Raw genomic sequence first — 18,549 nt, 5'->3', positions numbered from 1 at the left:
TATGAATCTAATAGAACAGTCCGAAGATTTCGTTAGTAAATTACTCAAAGATAAACTTTCTAATTTATATTCTTACCATAATATTAACCATACTTTTAATGTAATAAGTGCTGTTAATAAGCTTTGTGCAAAGGAAAATGTAGATGGGGCAGAGAAAGATTTACTTTTGGTAGCGGCATGGTTTCATGATACCGGTTATGTAAACGGTGTTGTAAACCACGAAAGTGAAAGCGTAAAGATTGCCACAATGTTTCTAAAAGAGAAAGGGCAGTCTGATGAATTTATAAATGAAGTTTCTAAATTGATTTTGGCTACCGTAAAAGAATATGTGCCACAAACTGAATTAGAAAAGATCATTAAAGATGCCGATTATGTTCATATTACGAGTTTAGAATATGAGTCGACTTGCGAATTATTGCGTTTTGAATTAAAAAACAGCATGAATCTTTCTTTTTCTGACCTGGATTGGGCGAGGGAAAATTTGAATTTTTTAATGAACAAACATCGATTTTATACCGATTATGCTATTAAAAAGTGGCAGCCATTAAAAGAGAAAAATATCGTCATGGTTCAAAAAAGAATCAATAAGCAGGAACTGAAAAAGGTAAAAGAGCTTGAGGACGAAGAAAAAAAGAGAGAAAAGATTGAAAAACCGGATCGCGGAATCGATACCTTGTTTCGCGTTACCCTAGGAAATCATACCCGTTTAAGTGGTATTGCAGATAGTAAGGCCAACATTTTATTGTCTGTAAATGCGATTATTATTTCGATCGCACTCTCTACGATTATTCCAAAATTAGACAGCCCAAAAAATGTACATTTAGTAATCCCGACTTTTGTCATGCTGATGTCAAGTGTGATTACGATCATTTTTGCGATTTTGTCAACACGACCAAAAGTAACTTCAGGATTTTTTACACGAGATGATGTAGAAGCAAAAAAAGTAAATCTGATGTTTTTTGGAAATTTCTACAAAATGCCTCTTGAAGACTATGATTGGGCTATGAATGAAATGATGAAGGACCGTGATTATTTGTATTCAACCATGATCAAGGACTTGTATTATTTGGGATTAGTTTTACAGCGTAAGTATAATTTACTCCGAATTGCGTACAACTTTTTTATGTTCGGAATTATTATAACGGTTATTGCGTTTGTAGTAGCGTTTAAAAATCTTTAAAAAAAAGCTCAACTAAAAATTAGTTGAGCTCATCTAATAAATCCTGATAAGTGATTTTTTTTGCGTTTGTATTCGCAATGTTGTTAATCACTTTTACGCGAATGGCTCTCAAGCCTGAAACCCCTTGCAAATCTTCAACTTCAAATTGTTCGATGGCAGGTTCAAGTATTTTTTTGTGCTGTAAGTACTTAATATACTTTAGATATTCTGTTTCTTCGCTGTTTTGAGAATATACAATTGTAATTTTTTCTTTCTCTGTAATACGATCCTTTGTTCCTTTGATGTTGGCTTTATCAATACGTTTTTTTACAACTTCATATCGGGCATTATAAGTCCCGTCAACATCAAAACGTTTTTCATCCATTCTGAAGCGGATAGAAATCGCTGCGCTGAATACCAGGATCAAAGAAGTTACATCCAATTCATAAGGTAGAGATTCTTTCAGCTGATGATGCTCCAATTCCATTTCGCATAAGGTCTGCAATTGCCATAAACGTAGGTTGTGAAGGTACATGATGTCAAACGGTTTTGTTGGTGCAATCGAGGCTCCAATATACAAATTGTGTTCCACACCATCCGTTTTAAAACGTTCGTAATAGTGCGGATATATTTGTTGTGCTTCTACTTGTTTTCTGTCCAGAACCGAAGCCAGTTTTTTATTGATAATTGACATCGCATTATCAAATTTCTTTCTTTCCTGATAAAACATTCCGGTTTTTTGATCCAGAGTCGCAAAATACAATTCTTCCAGTTTTTCACTTTTAGCCGTATTTTTTGTGTTTTTCAGAATCGGATGTATTTCCTCCTCAATATAACGCTGAATGTGCTGTTCTGTATCTGCTTTTAAAGGCTGGTCCAATTCGTCGCGAAGTGATTCCAGTTCAAATTTACGCTGTTCCAAAAGCATCAGATTTGTGTTTGGCTTTTGGTTTTCGAAAATTTCTAAAATCGTAGTCAGCTGATTCTTCAAATCTCGTTTTACGGTTTCGTTTCGGTGTTCCGATGAACCTTTAATATCGATTTGTCCGTATAAAGGAAAAACATTTTTAAAGACAATTTCCTTAAAAATATAATCTTTGGTCGGATTGGTGTTTTGAAAATAGTTTTGAGATTCTTTTTTAAACTTCCAATATACACTTGGATGAATCGTCGTATACTCCCGTTGAATTATCGCTTCAACCTGATGTTGCATGTCGGTATTATAGCGGTCAATTGTATCAGTTAAATACGGTAACACCAATTCGAGTTTGGTAGCGTTTATGCTGTTGAGTTCCCTTGGTTTTTTAGAAACGAGCTCTACAACTCCCAATAAATGCCCGTCTTTTACAACCGGTGCAAAAACGCAACTGTGAATGCCTTGTTTTAACAAATGCTCGCCCAGTTTTTTGTTTTCCGATGCTTCGATAAATTTTGTAACATTAGAGATAACAAAAGGTTCTTTATTGTCTAATAGATTTTCAAAAGAACAGCCAAAAAAAGCATTTTTACAATCTACTTCCTGATCAGACGAAAGTAAAAAACTTTGCATTTGATGGTCGTATTTTACGGGTTTGATAAATTTTTCGTCTTCAGGATTGTAAATTATAAAACCAACTTCAAGGTCCGGAATTTTGAAAATAGACCTAAAAATGGCAGCAATCACTTCGTTGGTAGCAACGGACTGTGTATCGGGTTTTAATAAATTACTTTTTAAATTAGAGATCGCGCTTTCTGTAGTAGCATCAAACAAAGAAACAATTCCAAAACCCTTCAAAGTCCAACTTCCGGGTGGGAACTTAGATTTCCAAAGTGTTATGTCATTGTAATTGTCGATTAACAGATCAATATCGTCTTGTGTAAGCGGTAATGCGTTTTCTGTTGGCGTGATTTCCATAAAATCGGCATTGTACAAAATACGATAATGTTTTTCTACACCGTCTTCATCTGGGATATCATAAAAGAAGGGTTTATTAAAATCGATCTTTTGTTTGTAATAACTGCTTAGAATTAAACAACAGTTATTGATATAGAATTGATGACTGTCAAAATCACGAATTTCCATATAAAATTCATCGCCCGCATTTCGTAAAATTTTCTTGAAACGCTCGGTATAGTTGAAGGAGATATTTTGAAACGGGATTGTAATCGCTTTTATCTCGTTATTGGTTAAAGCAGTTGGGAATAAATCAGCTGATATGTTTTTGATTAAAGCTTCATTTTTTTTAATGATGCTGAAATCTTCAATTCCGGTTCTGAACTCGGGTATCGTTTCTATTTCTTTCAAAATAGCTTTGGCGTAGTTAGAGCGATAATCAACATTAGATAAGGCAATTTCCTCAAAAGATTCAATTAGCCTGTGAAAGGAGATTATGGTTTTGAAAGGACTTTCGCTGTTTAAAAGACTATCCATTTTAATTTGTTTTTAGGCTGTAAATTTAAGTATAAATTAAAGATGTTTACTCCTTTTATTATTTCTTTCGTTTATGACCCCATAGATTTTTTTACTAAGGGAGCAGCGCAATTGTTGAGGTTGTTTTTTTTAACAAAGTATTAACTAAATCAATAACGGAACGATCGTTCCGTTATTGTATCTTTGCCCTGTAATAATCAATTAATCAATACTGTAAAAAATAATAAAATGAGAAATTTAGAAAAAAAAGTTGCCATTGTAACGGGCGGAAATAGCGGAATTGGGTATGCAACAGCAGCAGAATTAGCTGAACGTGGAGCCAGTGTAATTGTTACGGGAAGAGACCAAGAGACATTAACAAAAGCCGAAGAAGAATTAAACGTAACAGGAATTGTTGCCGATCAATCGGATTTGAAATCAATTGATAATTTGGTCTCAGAAGTTTCAGCAAAATTTGGCAAAATTGATATTGTCTTTTTGAATGCCGGAATTGCTTCTTTTGCTCCATTAGAATCTGCATCTGAAGGACATTATGATTCGATTATGGATATTAACGTAAAAGGCGTTTATTTCACACTTCAAAAGTTATTACCTATTTTGAATGATGGCGGTTCGGTTATTTTTAATACTTCAATAAATGCCAGTGTCGGGATGCAAAACTCAGGAGTTTATGCCGCAAGTAAAGCAGCGCTTTTATCTTTAAACCGTGTCTTTGCGACTGAATTAGCACCAAGAAACATTAGAATAAATGCCATCTCACCAGGACCAATTGAAACACCGATTTTCGGAAAATTAGGTTTAGAAAAAGAAGAAATCGATGGATTTGGAGCAGCTTTAAGCGATAAAATTTTATTAAAACGTTTTGGTAAACCTTCAGAAATTGCAAAAACAGTTGCTTTTCTTGCTTCAGACGACGCTTCGTTTATAACAGGGACAGAAATTGTCGTAGACGGTGGGCTTATCGTAAACACTGTAGTCTAATTTTTTGCTCTAATTACGGAACAATCGTTCCGTAATTTTTTGTATCTTTGTAACGGAATTTAATTACGAAGTCATGGCCAGAACAAAAGAATTTGATGAGGATCAGGCTCTGGATAAAGCGATAGAAATCTTTTGGTGCAAAGGGTATAACGGTACTTCAGCGCAGGATTTGGTATCTCATTTGGGCTTGAGTCGTTCGAGTTTGTACGATACTTTTGGAGATAAGCAAAAACTTTTTTCAAAAGCTTTAAAAAGATATCTCAAACACGGACAGGAGGGGACTAAGGAGCTTCTAAACCAACCCGAGGACATAAAAGTCATACTGACAGAACTCTTTAAACAAGCCATTATTGAAAGTTTGGACGATCGAATGACAAAAGGCTGTTTTGTAGTGAATGCTGCCGTTGAACTGGCGATGCATGATGAAGAGATTGCTAAAATTGTTGCTGATAACAGACAAACAGTAGAAGAGATTTTCCTGGCGGCTGTCAAAAAAGGGCAGGAAGCAGGACAGATTTCAACACGACTGGAAGCAAGAACACTGGCTCGTTTTATCTTTAATAATTATACCGGAATCAGAGTGCTGGCTCGTTCGGGCGAGAAGGACAAACAAGTTTACGATGATATTCTCAAAGCACTGTTTTCTTTGTTTTGATAGTTGGAAAATATACCTATTAAAAAACGGCAATTACAAAGAGTAGTTGCCGTTTTTTGTTTAAGTAAGTAATAGAAAATGAATGACTACTAGCTTTTTTCTTCTTTATTGAAGTAAACTAAATAGTAATACATTTGTTTTTCTTCATCCCAGCCTTTTTCAACAAATTTTTCTGCACTTTCAGGGTTGATAAAATCCATTTTAATCTGAATATGAGTATCCAGGTTAATCACGTTTTTAATCGATTTTCTAGCGTCAGAAACCGCTGAGTTTGCGATAGGGAATGAGGTTACATCTTCGATGCTGTATTTTTCTCCTTTATCAACTTTATAATTTTTGAATTCAGGAATTAAGTCAGGATTATCTAATACTTCATTTAAGAAATTTTGTTCTTCAAACTGATCGTTTTTAGCGAAATAATTCACGGATCGGTTCATAAACATGACCTCTTCTTTTTTGTCTTCTGCCGGTAAAACCACATCTTTCGCGAAGTTTTGACAGAACTTTAAGTATTTTTTAGTGATGAAGTTTTCATCTTCAAAAGCATCAACAGATAAAAAGTGCTCTAACCAATAACGTGCATCATAACGGTTGCTGTCTACAGTCAGAATTTTGTATCCTTCTTCTTTTTTATAATTAAAAATCAAACATCCTTTGTCCAGTTTGCTCAGGTTGATTCCTTGTTGCAGGATCATCTCAAGGTTACTGTTTTTTTCTTCAAATTGTAAAAAGTCAGCCTGTAATTCGCTTTTAAAAATTCCAATCGCATCAACTACATTGTTATCAATGCTCAGATTGGTTAAATAGGTTACATAAACCTCTCCGTTTTTAATGTGCGGATGGTTCGACTGCTCAAATAAATGTGTCGTGATTCTTTTAGAAATCTCTTGTACATTGCCCGGATTATCAAAAATCTCCGAAGCATATTTGTACATATCATTATAATCCAAATCTACTTCGTGCGCAAACTGATAATAGTTTTCTTCTTTTTCTCTAAAAGGCTTAAAAAAGTACTCTTTTATCAGAGGCACAATTTCGTCATTTAAGTTAAATGGTTGTTCCGATAAAAAAATCGCTTCATTTCTGCTTTTGTTTCCTACGCGGTGTATCGAAAGCGACTCGATGTGGGTGTTGAATAAGTTGATCATATTTAAAGGTTCTGAGGTTCTGAGTTGCTAAGGTTCTGAGGTTTTAGTTTCTTTCTTTTAATTTCTTAATAAATGAAACTAACATTCTCTCTACTTCGCGACTGTCCTCATATAAATTATTAAATTCGTTTTCGTTTAGATAAGCAATGTTTTTTGCTATTTCTAATTGGGTTTGCATTTCAAATAATGAACCTATCGAAATACTTAAAAAGCGTAAAAACTCTTTATTGCTTTCTCTTCCAAAACCTTCCGCAATATTACTTGGTATTGAAATTGAACTGCGTCTTATTTGTGAAGTTAATCCAAATATTTCTTCTTTTGGAAAATGGTTAGTGGAAATATAGATTTTGGTAATCAAGCTCATTGACTTCTGCCAGATTAAAAGCTTTCTGAAATTGCTCATTTGTAATAATTTAAATTTTATTAAAAATAAGAAAATTCTGTAAATAAAAAAAACTTAGAACCTCAGTAACTTACGTTAGTTCCAATTCTCCTCAAATCCGAAATCTTCAAAACTATCGTCTCCTTCAAACATATCCAGATCATCTTCGTCTAAATCGTCCTCAAATTCGCCGTAGATATCATCGTGCATGTCCGCTTCAAAGTTTTTTTCTATGGCTTCGTCCGGCATTTCTCCGTGAGAGAATAAGGTTTCCGGATAAGTTGCTCCTGCAGATTGCTCTTCGATAGCAGCCAATTCAACTAAGAAAGTCCACATGTTGATAAAATCGTACACATAGATAATTTTGGTATTTTCTTTGTCTAAGATATCAGATAATGGATAATCACTCATGATTTTATGTTCACCCGGAACGTCGCCAGTATCAAAAAGTGGAATTTCATCTTCCTGATTCCAAGTTTCATCGCAGGTATAAAACGAAGCTACTTCCATTCCGTCAAAACCAAAAGCGTTGAAGATCGCATTGTGTAAATCCTCAAGCGTATCGTCTTCAAGAATTGCAATGTCTCTGAAAATGTCTTCTTCGGCGTCTAGAATTACTCTAAATTTATAAACCATAATCTTTGTATTTATTGAGAGGTCAAAGGTAAAATATAAAAAACGAAATACGAATTGTGAATTACGATTTGTTGAAAATATTTTAAAGACGAATTAATCTTACGGATCTAAGCCTTCGACTCCGCTCAGGTTGACATAAATGCGACTGAGACAGAAAACCGCAACTAAAAACCTCCAACTGTCAGGCTGAGCGAAGTCGAAGCCCCTTCTCAACGACCAAGCCTTCGACTCCGCAAAGGTTGACATAAATGCGACTGAGACTGAAAACCGAGACTAAAAACTCCAACTGTCAGGCTGAGCGAAGTCGAAGCCCCTTCTCGACGATCAAGCCTTCGACTCCGCTCAGGGTGACATCGTGTTACCAACAGCGCTTTATCTCCGAGTCAATCGTTGTCTAATTTTATGATAGTGTTTGTGATAAGTACTATGACTTGGATAACTTCTGCTCGAAGTCATATTATTAAAAATCAAAGCGGTAAGCAGCAGCACTAAAACCCCAATTAAGACAGGTGAGAATACATATTCGTACCCCAGGTTTTTGATCTGATCAGAGCCTGTAACGGCAATAAGTGCTGTTGCGCCTCCGGGAGGATGTAGCGTTTTGGTAATTTGCATGAAGATAATCGAAAACGAAACGGCCAGCGGGGCAGAAAGCCAGGCAATGTCCGGAACTAATTTCTGAATCGTTACGCCAATAAAAGCAGAGATAATATGTCCGCCAACTAAATTTCGAGGCTGTGAAAACGGGCTCTGAATGATTCCGTACACTAAAACACTCGAAGCGCCAAAAGAACCAATTAAATAAACAGCATCGCTGCCGGAGAAGTTTTTAGACTGCAGGTAAGCCAGAATTCCGATTCCGACGAAAGAACCTAAAAAGGACCAAAAGTGCTCTTTATAATCAATTAAGGTTTCTTTATAAAGGATGTAACGTGTTTTTCGGTAGCTTCTTTTTATTTTCTGAACAGGCATGTTTTTATTTTATTAGACTTGGTGAATACGTATAAACGGTATACGGATAAATCATTTTTGCCGTGTATTTAGAAATCAGACAAACTGCTAAAATGGGTAAAAATAAGGTATAGTCATTTGTTAATCCACAAACTAAAAATATCGCGGTAAAAGGAGCATGGATACTGGCGCTCAGCACTGCTGCCATTCCGATAATCATAAAATTGACCGGAATTACCTGCGTATTAAAAAACGTATTTAAGATTGAAGCTACTAATAATCCTAAAAAAGCACCGATAAAAAGACTCGGAGCAAAAACACCACCATCACCACCTGAGGCTAGTGTTACAGAAGTTACGACTGGTTTTAGGATCAAAATTCCGATGAAAGTTAAAGCTAAAGTAAGCGTCAGAGGGAGCTCGGAAGAAGTGCCAAAAATCATTTTAATAGCATGATAGCCTTCTCCATACAATTGTGGAAAGACAAATAAAGAAATACTTAAAACAATCGAGCCTAAGAGAATTTTATAGTAATGCGTTTGGATCTTGCCGAATTGAGATTTGAAAAACAATACACAACGGGTTAAATAAACCGAATTTATTCCCGCTAAAATCCCTAAAAGAATAAAATACGGAATGGCTTTTAAGTGCCAGGTTGTAACGTTGACCGTAAATAAAGGTTCTTCTTTTAGAATCGTAATCAAACCAAAAGCGATTGAAACCGCAATTCCGTTTGTGAGGATAAAGGCACGGGTCACTTTTCGGGAAATAACCTCAACTGCAAATAAAATCCCCGCAATCGGACTGCTGAATAATGCCGTGATTCCTGCGGCAACTCCTGCGCAGATTAATTCGGTTTTGTATTTTCGAAAAACATTTTCTTTTTGCTGTGCTACCGAACCAATTGTTGCTGTGGCTACTACAGTTGAAACTTCGATTCCGGTTGAACCTCCGAAAATAACGGTTAATAATCCGTTTATAAAGTGGGACGGTATTTTGTACGTTGGTAAGTTTTTAGATTTTGATTGGGTACTTTCAAAAACTTCCTTAATTCCTTTATTCTCTTTCTTTTTGAAAAGATATTGTCTTAAAAAATAAATGACTGACAATCCGAAAACCGGGAAAATAACGTAGAAGATAGGATTTACCGAAACTTCATGAAAAAAGATTTCTTCGTAATACTCTGTAATTTTTTTTAGTGAAATTCCTAAAAAAGCAGAGAGGAAACCAATTAACAGGGAAACAACAACTAATTTTTGAAAGACAATAAATTGATGATTTTTTTTGATTTGCGCCGTTTTGTTCATCAGAAGTAAATTTGAAAATCGCACTATTTTTATGCGATTCACAAAATTAAAGAATCGAAGTAGTATTCTCCTAATAAATCAGCATATTATTGTGTTAAAAGTAACTGAGTGGAGATTTTATGTGGATTTTCCTGAATTTAGGGTTCTTTTTCGGCTAAAGCCTTTCATTGGGTAATTTCTATTTTATCTCCAGCTAAAGCTGGAGGCAATTGATAAAATGATAACAGTTTTGAAATCAATTTTATAATTTGTTTTGTTGGGCGATATAACAGAATATTTTTTTTAGAATTTTAGCAATGAATTGTTTTTTTACACTAATTTCATTTTAAAGGTAAAAGAAATGTTTGAATAGCCTCCTGCTTTAGCTGGAGGATAATTCAAGGAAGAAGATAAAGGCTTTAGCCAAATTTATAGCGCTTTTTTGCTAAAGTCTGTCATTATGAGATTTCTTTTTTACCTCTAGCTAAAGGACGTTGTCATTAAGTTAAGAGCTTTTTTACGCAGATTACGCAGATTTTTTTATTCTGCTAAAATCTGCGTGAGACTTTTTTAAAGAGCAGAAAATCCAACTAAAGAAGGATAAACGATTTATCTCTCGTAAAATTCAATCGGTAATAAATCCGGATCCGCTATAAAAGTGAATCTTTTTTCTGTCGTTTCATCAATTCGGATTGGCTCTGATTGTATGTTTTTTGTGTTCAAAAAAGCAATCGTTTCTTCCAAATCGGTAACTTCAAAAGCCAGATGACGCAAGCCAACAGCTTCCGGTCGTGACGGTCGTTGTGGCGGATTCGGAAAAGAGAATAATTCAACAATATAAGTGCCGTTTAAAGCCAGATCAAGTTTATACGATTGGCGCTCGTCGCGGTAGATTTCGCGGATAACAGTAAGTCCGAGAATTTGAGTATAGAAATATTTAGATTGCTCATAATCGGAACATAAAATAGCGATATGGTGCACTTTATTTAAGGTAAGCATTATAGTTTTGATTGAGGTTCTTGATTTAATTTTCTAATCACTTTTGCCGGATTACCAACGGCTAAGGAATTGTCCGGAATGTTTTTGGTTACCACAGACCCGGCTCCAATGACACAGCCTTTACCGATTGTGACACCGGGACAGATTACAGAGTTACCACCAATCCAACAGTCGTCTCCGATAGAAATGGGTAATGCATTTTCTAATGTTTTCCTCAATTCGGCATCCAGTGGATGAGTTGCAGTATAAATTTGAACATTGGGTGCAAAAAAAACATTGGATCCAATAGTTACGGGTGCACAGTCTAAAACGACACAGTTTACATTAAAATAAACATTATCTCCACAAGAAATATTATACCCGTAGTCGCAGTGAAAAGGGGGTTCGATATAGAAACTTTTACCTGTATTGGGGATTAATTCGGCTATAATTTCTTTTGCTTTTTTTGTCAAACGATATTCGGTTACGTTTAAACGATGTAAGAGATTTTTAGCTTTTCGGCGTTCTTTTATTAAAACAGGATCGCCGGATATATAGTATTCGCCGGAAATCATTTTTTCTTTTTCAGTTTTCATATAGGGAGTTACATTTTTTTCTTAGCAATTTTATCGTGAAGTTTTAATACTTCCTGCAGGCTTGCTGATGAGTACCAAGGAGTAAGTTCAGCTTCGAGTAATTTGGCCTGAATGGCAGGGTCTGTCGCGACAAGCGCATTGGCTTCTTCGATAGTTTCCACATTAAAAATATAAATACCTCTATAATTTCGTTCGTTTTTCATAAAAGGTCCCGCGATCACTAATTTTCCTTCTTTTACCAGTTTGCCGATATTGGTCATATGTCCTTCAAACAATTTTTTGGTTTCTTCTTTAGATGCCGTTGTGTTAGTTCCGGTTTTTAAAAGACAGAAGACATATTTCTTCATGCCGTATTCGTCGGCATTTAAGGATTTTGCTAATTTTTCGTCGTATTTGGATTCGGTTGCTTGTGCGAAACCAACTAAATTCAAAAGTAAAAAGGCGAGTGTGAAAATTGATTTTTTCATAATAGTAATGATTTTTTTTTAAACACATAGAGACATAGTTTGAAAACTTGGTAAGAGGCGTTTCACTCAACATGAAAACGCATAGAAAAAATGGTGATTTTCTAGAATAATCTCAAGTATGATCTATAAAATCTATGTGTCTATGTGTTATAAAATTGAGGTATTGAAGTTTGTTTTTTTTCATAATAGTAATGATTTTTTTTAACACATAGAGACATAGTTTGAAAACTTGGTAAAAGGCGTTTCACTTAACATAAATTCGCATAGAATAGCTATGAGAAAAAATGGTGATTTTCTACAATAATCGCAAGTATGATCTATAAAATCTATGTGTCTATGTGTTATAAAATGGAGTATTGAAGTTTGTTTTTTTTCATAATAGTAATGATTTTTTTTAACACATAGAGACATAGTTTGAAAACTTGGTAAGAGGCGTTTCACTTAACATGAAAACGCATAGAAAAAATGGTGATTTTCTACAATAATCGCAAGCAAAAACTATAAAATCTATGTCTCTATGTGTTACAAAAATTTTGAAACGAATTTAAAGCAACTTCTTCAAAATAACAATCTGTCCCAAATGATAAACGTCATGTTGAATGATTCCATGAATGTGCTCGTAATAGGTGTGATTGTTAGTAGGATATATTTTTTCAAAATTGCCATCATCAAAAGTATCCAGAAAGACATTCCATAATTCTTGCGATTTGGCCAGACTTTGTAGAGATTGTTCCCAGGCGGCTTCAGAAGAATCTAATACGGGGACAAAATAATTATGATCCGGAGTGGTGACCGTTTCGCCCTGAACACGTCGTAGAATGTTTCTTCTCCATTGTATAAGATGATTGACAATTTCCCAAATCGTGTTTAGTCTGGGGTTTATTTTCCGATATGCCTGAGCTGCAGTTACATTTTTTAAGGTATTTTCTAAAGTTACTTCCAGCCACGGATCTCCATTATAGATGGATTGATACAAATTTGAAACTCTTTTACTTTCTAACATAATCAGTAGTTTAAAAACGCAGTAGCTAAGATACAAATAAGTAATTTACAACTCATCCATGAAATTCTACAATTGGGTTATTAAATGTTTTTTAACTAAAAGTGTTAAAATATATTTGTCTCATCAAAAACCAATGACATGAAAACCAAGATTATTTTTACAGTTGCATTTTTATTTACAACGGCTTTTATTTTCGCCCAAAATACCATTTCAGGAAAGGTGGTAGATCAAAAAGGAAAACCAGTTCCGGGAGCCAGTATTTATATCGATGGGACTTATGATGGTGCTACAAGTTCTGATACCGGTGAGTTCTCTTTTGAAACCACAACAAAGGGAAATCAGTTTTTAATAGTGAGTTTTTTAATTTATGAAACCTACAAGCAAGAAATAGATGTTGCGAATTTTAAAGACCAGACAGTTAAACTTCGAGAGAATGTAAATGCCCTTGATGCCGTTGTCATTACCGCAGGAACATTAGAATCGGGTGATAAAGCCAGAGTTTCGGTACTTAAACCATTAGATATTGTAACAACAGCAGGTTCTGCCGGAAATATTATTGCAGCCTTACAAACATTACCCGGAACCCAAAATGTGGGAGAAGACGGTCGTTTGTTTGTACGTGGAGGAGAAGCCAGCGAAACACAAACTTTTGTTGACGGACTTCGTGTAGCGCAACCGTATGGCGCAACCACCAATAATTTACCAACCCGCAGCCGTTTCTCTCCTTTTTTGTTTAGTGGAATCGCTTTTTCTACGGGAGGATATTCGGCAGAATACGGGGAAGCGTTATCAAGTGTTTTACTTTTAAACACACAGGATGAGCCGGACCAAAATAAAACAGATATTGCTTTGATGACGGTTGGTTTAGGAGTAGGGAATACGCAAAAATGGAAAAAAAGTTCGTTCAGTATCAATACCAATTATATTAATTTAGCTCCGTATCAGGCCGCTATTCCGCAAAATGTGGATTGGAATAACCCTTATCAATCTTTGGGTGGTGAGGCGGTTTATCGCTATCATTTTGAAAGAGGGGTTCTTAAACTGTATGCCGCTTTTGATTCGGAAAGATTTGATTTAAATTCAAAAAATGTAAACTTTGTTGATCCGATCAGAACCGATTTAAACAATAACAACTTTTATTTGAACGCTTCGTATAAAGGAAATTTCGGAACGGGATGGCAAGTGACTTCAGGTATAAGCTATGGTTACAGTAAAAATAAAGTATCGTTTGATATCAATGATGTTGACAGTAATGAGAATGCCGCACAGTTGAAATTGAAATTGAGAAAAGATTTTTCTAATTATTTTAAATTGTCTTTTGGAGCAGATTATTTCATCACCAAATTCAATGAAAATTTTGATGACAATGTAGCCCTAAAAGTCGCCAATGGGTACGATTCAGGAATTGCTGCTTTTTATACGGAAGGAGATATCTTATTCTCTAAAAAACTGGCAGCCAAAGTAGGTTTCCGACTTTCAAACAACAGTTTATTAAATGAAACAAATATTGCTCCAAGAGCTTCTATTGCTTACAAAGTTTCCAAAAACAGTCAGTTTTCTTTTGCTTACGGTGATTTCTCGCAGACTCCTGTAGTGGACTATATCAAATATTCAAAATACCATCAGTTTGAAAGTGAAAAAGCACAGCATTATATCCTGAACTATCAATTTACAAAACCGGGTCAGACTTTCAGAGCTGAAGCATATTATAAGAATTACAGTAATTTGGTAAAATATGACACTAGAGACATTCAGTTCAATTCAGTATTCAATAACAACGGTTCGGGTTATGCAAAAGGATTGGATTTATTCTGGAGAGACAGCAATCTGTATAAAAACTTAGAATATTGGATTTCGTACTCGTACATCGATTCAGAAAGAGAGTATAAAAATTTCCCAACGATGGCAACGCCTAATTTTATTGCCAATCACAGTCTGTCAATTGTAACTAAATATTTCATAACCGATTGGAAATCGCAGATCGGTTTTACCAACAGCTTTAGCTCAGGAAGACCTTATAATGATCCCAATCAAACACAATTTATGAATGGAAAAACAAAATCGTATAATAGTTTGAGTTTTAACTGGGCATATTTGCTGACCACACAAAAGATTCTTTATTTCTCGGTTTCGAACTTTTTAGGAACTCAGAATGTTTTCGGATATGATTACGCAAGATCACCGGACACAAACGGAGTTTACAACAGACAAGCCGTTATACCAACAGCAGACCGATTTTTCTTTGTTGGTTTCTTCTGGACAATTAGTGAGAATAAGAAAGAGAACCAATTGAAGAATCTTTAGGGGGGAGTTGCTAAGGTTCTAAGTCTCTAAGAAGAAAAACTCAGAACCTTAGCCACTCAGAACCTCAGAACCTTTAGAAAAAAAAAACATTTCAGTCACCAAATTCAACAACTCGGTAGGAATTAGTTTTTAAAGCGGAAGAACCGACCTACTTTTGAAGTATAAATTAATAGAGTTTCAATCAGTATCAAAAATCAGAGTCTTAGAGATTCAAAAAACTAAATAAATAACTTTTTAAAAACAAGAAATTATGACCAAAATTATTACAGCCATCACATTGTTTATCTGCGGTTTATTATCTGCACAAACACAATTCGAACAAGGAATGGGAAAAGCATTCGGACTTTGGAAAGAAGGAAAAAGTACAGAAGCATCGGCTATGTTCGAAAGAATTGCTTCTGCTGAAAAAAATAGCTGGTTGCCTAATTATTATGTGGCTTTAGTGAATACAACAGCAGCTTTTTCAGAAAAAGACGGATCTAAAGTTGATTTGTTATTGACAAAAGCGCAAGATGCACTTGATGTTGAATTCATAAAAGATCAAAACAATGCAGAACTATATGTGTTACAAGCTTTACTTTACACGGCTTGGGTAGTACAAGACCCAATGACAAATGCTCAGAAATATTCCGGTAAAATAATGGAAAATTATGCTAAAGCAAAAGCTATAGATCCAAATAATCCAAGAGCAGTTTTTGGTGAAGCGGATTATCAGTTAGGAGGAGCAAAATGGACAGGTGTTGACACAAAACCATTATGTGCTCAGGTTGACAAAGCTATAGAACTTTTTGCTACTTTTAAACCGGAGACTCCTTTTTCACCAAAATGGGGATTAGACAGAGCTTTAGAAACACAAAAAAGTTGTAAAAAATAATAATAAAAATAGTTTGTAATGAAAGACCATAAAAATCCATTTGCCAATTTGAAAAGCGGAACAATCATTTGTTTAAAGATTTCTATGGTCATTACAATACTGTTTTCCATTTTTTTGGGATCTGAATTTAATCTGAAAAATGTAGCGCTGACGTTCTTAGTGAGTTGTGCTTATTCTTTTGGACTTGGCTTTGGTAACGGGTTCCTCAATGTTCTTTTAGATAAAAAATGGGATTGGCTCGAACAAACCAATTTGAGAGTGTATTATGGAATTCTGTGTACGGTTCTCTATACTGTTCCGGCAGTTTTAGGAATCAATTATGTCATTTTTGTATATGTGCATGATATGTCTCCAGAACAATTTCTAAGCGAAAGAATGATTTGGACACACCTTTTTTACATTATTTTGTCATTAGGGATTTCAACCTTTATGCAGGCCAGAAGCTTCATGGTAAAATGGAAACAGGCTTCTAAATTTGAGGTAACCCAACAAAAGATTATTGCCGGAACTGCCAGTGCTAAATTCGAAAGTTTAAAAAATCAAATCGATCCGCATTTTTTGTTTAACAGCCTAAACGTTCTGAGTTCTTTGATTGAAGAAAATCCTGATAATGCGCAGCGTTTTACCACTTCCTTGTCTAAAATTTATCGCTATGTTCTGGAGCAAAAAGATAAAGAGTTGGTGTCGGTTGAAGATGAATTGTCATTTGCCAAAACGTATATGAATTTGTTGAAGATGCGTTTCGAGAATAGTTTGTTTTACGAAATGCCAACAACAGATATAAATCCTGATGCAAAAGTGGTTCCGTTGTCTTTACAGCTTTTGCTTGAAAATACCGTAAAACACAATGTAGTAAGTGAGCAGAAACCGCTTCATATCAGAATTTTTATTGATGGAGACTATCTCGCGATCCAAAATGATTTTCAGAAAAAAGAAGTTTTGCAAGATCGCCAGGGAGTTGGTTTGCAGAATATTGTAAATCGCTACGCAATCGTATCCAACAGAAAAGTAGTGATCGAACAAAATGAACAAAATTTTACAGTTAAAATACCAATTTTAACAAAACAAGTTACAGTTATGGAAAAAAGTTCAGATTATAATGATGAAACTAAAGCCTATTTCAGAGCTAAGAAAAGAGTGCAGGAATTAAAAGGATTCTATGGTAATGTAATTTCTTATTGTTGTGTAATTCCTTTTTTAATTTTTATAAACTTAAGATTTTCTCCCGGATTTCAATGGTTTTGGTTTTCGGCTTTAGGCTGGGGATTTGGAGTTGTAATGCATGCTTTTAAAGTGTTTGGTTACAGTTCAGATTGGGAAGAAAGAAAAATCAGAGAGATTTTGGAAAGAGAGGGTAATAAGAAAAATTGGAAGTAAGGATGGAAAGAATTTATACAGAAGAAGAAAAGCGTTATCAGCAAGCTCAAAAAAGAGTAACAGAGCTTAGAAAATTTTACAAACATCTTGGAGAATTTGTGATTGCAAATGCCATTTTAGCAGTCATAAATCTGATGACTTCACCGGGATATTTATGGTTTTTATGGTGTCTGTTTGGCTGGGGAATTGCCATAGCAATGGATGCTGCGAAGGTTTTTAATGTTTTTCCTTTTTTTACTAAGGAATGGGAAGAACAAAAGGTAAAAGAAATTTTAGAAAAAGAAGCTAAGAAGGAAACTAAGAAATAGGTATGGAAACAAATTTTAATAAGAACATTGAAGAGTATGAACTCCAAAAAATGGCAAGTAAAAAAGTAGTGAAGCTAAGATCGTTTTACAGGCATCTGATTATCTATGTTATTGGCGTACTTATTTTTGTTTCAAAAGAGTATTTCGGAGCGCCTCTAAATTTCTTTCCGATAAAGCATCTCAATTTGCTTATAATGGGAGTGTGGACGGTCTTTTTAGTAGTGACGGCAATTGATTTGTTTGCTTCTTATAAAATATTTGGAGAGGAGTGGGAAGAGCGTAAAGTAAAAAGCATCTTAGAGAAAAAGTCAAAAACGCAAAAATGGGAGTAATCATGGAACTAAATTTTAATGAAGAGGATCGATATTTTTCCGCTAAAAAGAAAGTAGAAAAAATCAAAGGGTTTTACGGTAATCTGGCATCTTTTTTAGGTGTAAATATAGTTTTACTGGTTATAAATTTATTGACATCACCGGAGTATTTATGGTTCTATTGGCCCTTAATGTGGTGGGGTTTAGGAGTTGTTTTTCATGGACTGAAGGTTTTTGATGTGCTTCCGGTTTTAGGAAAAGACTGGGAAGAAAAGAAAATTAAAGAACTCATGGAGAAAGAAAAAAATAATAATAAAGAAAAGTGGCAATAATCTAATAAAAATAAAAATGAGACACTATAAAAGAGATACACGAGAAGATTATTTTGAGCAATTTGGTGATGATGAGAATTTTGATGCAGCATACAAAAAAATGCGCAGAATCAAAGGGTTTTACTCGCATTTGAGGATTTATGTTATTGTAAATATAATCATAATAATAACCAACTTAAATCGGGATTGGTTCGGGAGAGGGGCAGATCTTTATGAGAGTGGATTGTTAGACTGGCATACCTATTCGACAGCGCTTTTTTGGGGGATTGGTTTGTTTTTTCATGCATTATCTGTTTTTGGAGAGAATTTGTTTTTTGGTCAGGAGTGGCAAGAAAAGAAAATTCAAAAATATATGGACAAGGAGCGATCTAAACTCAAAAAATAGTACTAAT

Annotated in this window: 20 protein-coding genes; 10 read left to right on the top strand and 10 right to left on the bottom strand. The window is 34.8% G+C overall.

Going from position 1 to position 18,549, the window contains the following annotated elements:
- The first annotated feature begins 1 nt into the window (after nt 1).
- Entirely contained in the window at nt 2-1,180 is a 1,179-nt protein-coding gene (locus LNP23_RS22175) for a Pycsar system effector family protein (protein ID WP_047778605.1), read from the top strand.
- 19 nt (nt 1,181-1,199) lie between these two features.
- Here LNP23_RS22175 and LNP23_RS22170 read toward each other — a convergent pair whose 3' ends face one another.
- Nucleotides 1,200-3,569, bottom strand: coding sequence for a GAF domain-containing protein (locus tag LNP23_RS22170; RefSeq protein ID WP_230002922.1), 2,370 nt, complete (start codon nt 3,567-3,569; stop codon nt 1,200-1,202).
- A gap of 228 nt (nt 3,570-3,797) precedes the next feature.
- Here LNP23_RS22170 and LNP23_RS22165 point away from each other — a divergent pair, with 228 nt between their 5' ends.
- Both LNP23_RS22165 and LNP23_RS22160 read left to right on the top strand, forming a co-directional pair.
- On the top strand, nt 3,798-4,550 hold the full coding sequence (locus LNP23_RS22165; RefSeq protein WP_230002921.1) for an SDR family oxidoreductase: 753 nt from the start codon (nt 3,798-3,800) through the stop codon (nt 4,548-4,550).
- 73 nt (nt 4,551-4,623) lie between these two features.
- Nucleotides 4,624-5,205, top strand: a complete 582-nt coding sequence (locus LNP23_RS22160; RefSeq protein WP_230002920.1) for a TetR/AcrR family transcriptional regulator — start codon at nt 4,624-4,626, stop codon at nt 5,203-5,205.
- An 89-nt stretch (nt 5,206-5,294) separates the two neighbouring features.
- On the opposite strand, the gene LNP23_RS22155 is transcribed toward LNP23_RS22160, so the two are convergent.
- From LNP23_RS22155 to LNP23_RS22115, 9 genes are all read right to left on the bottom strand, one after another.
- Entirely contained in the window at nt 5,295-6,353 is a 1,059-nt protein-coding gene (locus LNP23_RS22155) for a nucleoid-associated protein (RefSeq protein WP_047778609.1), read from the bottom strand.
- Between the two features lie 43 nt (nt 6,354-6,396).
- Nucleotides 6,397-6,756 carry a four helix bundle protein gene (locus LNP23_RS22150; protein WP_047778610.1) on the bottom strand — a complete coding sequence of 120 codons (360 nt, stop codon included), beginning with the start codon at nt 6,754-6,756 and terminating at the stop codon, nt 6,397-6,399.
- Nucleotides 6,757-6,831: 75 nt separating this feature from the next.
- Complete coding sequence (locus LNP23_RS22145) at nt 6,832-7,371, bottom strand: IS1096 element passenger TnpR family protein (protein ID WP_047778611.1); 540 nt, start codon at nt 7,369-7,371, stop codon at nt 6,832-6,834.
- Between the two features lie 372 nt (nt 7,372-7,743).
- The gene (locus LNP23_RS22140; protein WP_230002919.1) at nt 7,744-8,343 is read right to left on the bottom strand and encodes an HPP family protein; all 600 of its coding nucleotides are present in this window, start codon (nt 8,341-8,343) and stop codon (nt 7,744-7,746) included.
- 4 nt (nt 8,344-8,347) lie between these two features.
- Entirely contained in the window at nt 8,348-9,628 is a 1,281-nt protein-coding gene (locus tag LNP23_RS22135) for a chloride channel protein (RefSeq protein ID WP_230002918.1), read from the bottom strand.
- 588 nt (nt 9,629-10,216) lie between these two features.
- Nucleotides 10,217-10,606, bottom strand: a complete 390-nt coding sequence (gloA2, locus tag LNP23_RS22130; protein WP_230002917.1) for an SMU1112c/YaeR family gloxylase I-like metalloprotein — start codon at nt 10,604-10,606, stop codon at nt 10,217-10,219.
- Nucleotides 10,606-11,181, bottom strand: coding sequence for a sugar O-acetyltransferase (locus LNP23_RS22125; protein WP_230002916.1), 576 nt, complete (start codon nt 11,179-11,181; stop codon nt 10,606-10,608). The genes gloA2 and LNP23_RS22125 overlap by 1 nt, the downstream gene beginning before the upstream one ends.
- Nucleotides 11,182-11,189: 8 nt before the next feature.
- The gene (locus tag LNP23_RS22120; RefSeq protein ID WP_230002915.1) at nt 11,190-11,648 is read right to left on the bottom strand and encodes a YciI family protein; all 459 of its coding nucleotides are present in this window, start codon (nt 11,646-11,648) and stop codon (nt 11,190-11,192) included.
- Nucleotides 11,649-12,192: 544 nt separating this feature from the next.
- Nucleotides 12,193-12,651: a DinB family protein gene (locus tag LNP23_RS22115; RefSeq protein WP_230002914.1), complete on the bottom strand. Its 459-nt coding sequence runs from the start codon at nt 12,649-12,651 to the stop codon at nt 12,193-12,195.
- A gap of 138 nt (nt 12,652-12,789) precedes the next feature.
- Here LNP23_RS22115 and LNP23_RS22110 point away from each other — a divergent pair, with 138 nt between their 5' ends.
- The 7 genes from LNP23_RS22110 to LNP23_RS22080 all read left to right on the top strand — a co-directional run bounded on the left by LNP23_RS22110 (nt 12,790) and on the right by LNP23_RS22080 (nt 18,542).
- Complete coding sequence (locus tag LNP23_RS22110; RefSeq protein ID WP_230002913.1) at nt 12,790-14,955, top strand: TonB-dependent receptor; 2,166 nt, start codon at nt 12,790-12,792, stop codon at nt 14,953-14,955.
- 250 nt (nt 14,956-15,205) lie between these two features.
- Nucleotides 15,206-15,829, top strand: coding sequence for a hypothetical protein (locus LNP23_RS22105; protein WP_047778619.1), 624 nt, complete (start codon nt 15,206-15,208; stop codon nt 15,827-15,829).
- Between the two features lie 18 nt (nt 15,830-15,847).
- Entirely contained in the window at nt 15,848-17,206 is a 1,359-nt protein-coding gene (locus tag LNP23_RS22100; protein WP_230002912.1) for a histidine kinase, read from the top strand.
- Between the two features lie 2 nt (nt 17,207-17,208).
- Nucleotides 17,209-17,514, top strand: a complete 306-nt coding sequence (locus LNP23_RS22095; RefSeq protein ID WP_230002911.1) for a 2TM domain-containing protein — start codon at nt 17,209-17,211, stop codon at nt 17,512-17,514.
- Between the two features lie 2 nt (nt 17,515-17,516).
- Entirely contained in the window at nt 17,517-17,846 is a 330-nt protein-coding gene (locus LNP23_RS22090) for a 2TM domain-containing protein (protein ID WP_047778622.1), read from the top strand.
- Between the two features lie 2 nt (nt 17,847-17,848).
- Nucleotides 17,849-18,157, top strand: coding sequence for a 2TM domain-containing protein (locus LNP23_RS22085; RefSeq protein WP_230002910.1), 309 nt, complete (start codon nt 17,849-17,851; stop codon nt 18,155-18,157).
- Nucleotides 18,158-18,173: 16 nt separating this feature from the next.
- Entirely contained in the window at nt 18,174-18,542 is a 369-nt protein-coding gene (locus tag LNP23_RS22080; RefSeq protein ID WP_047778624.1) for a 2TM domain-containing protein, read from the top strand.
- Nucleotides 18,543-18,549: the final 7 nt, after the last annotated feature.

This window comes from Flavobacterium cupriresistens, from assembly GCF_020911925.1.
Taxonomy (GTDB): domain Bacteria; phylum Bacteroidota; class Bacteroidia; order Flavobacteriales; family Flavobacteriaceae; genus Flavobacterium; species Flavobacterium cupriresistens.
This window is presented reverse-complemented; position numbering and strand designations above follow the sequence as displayed.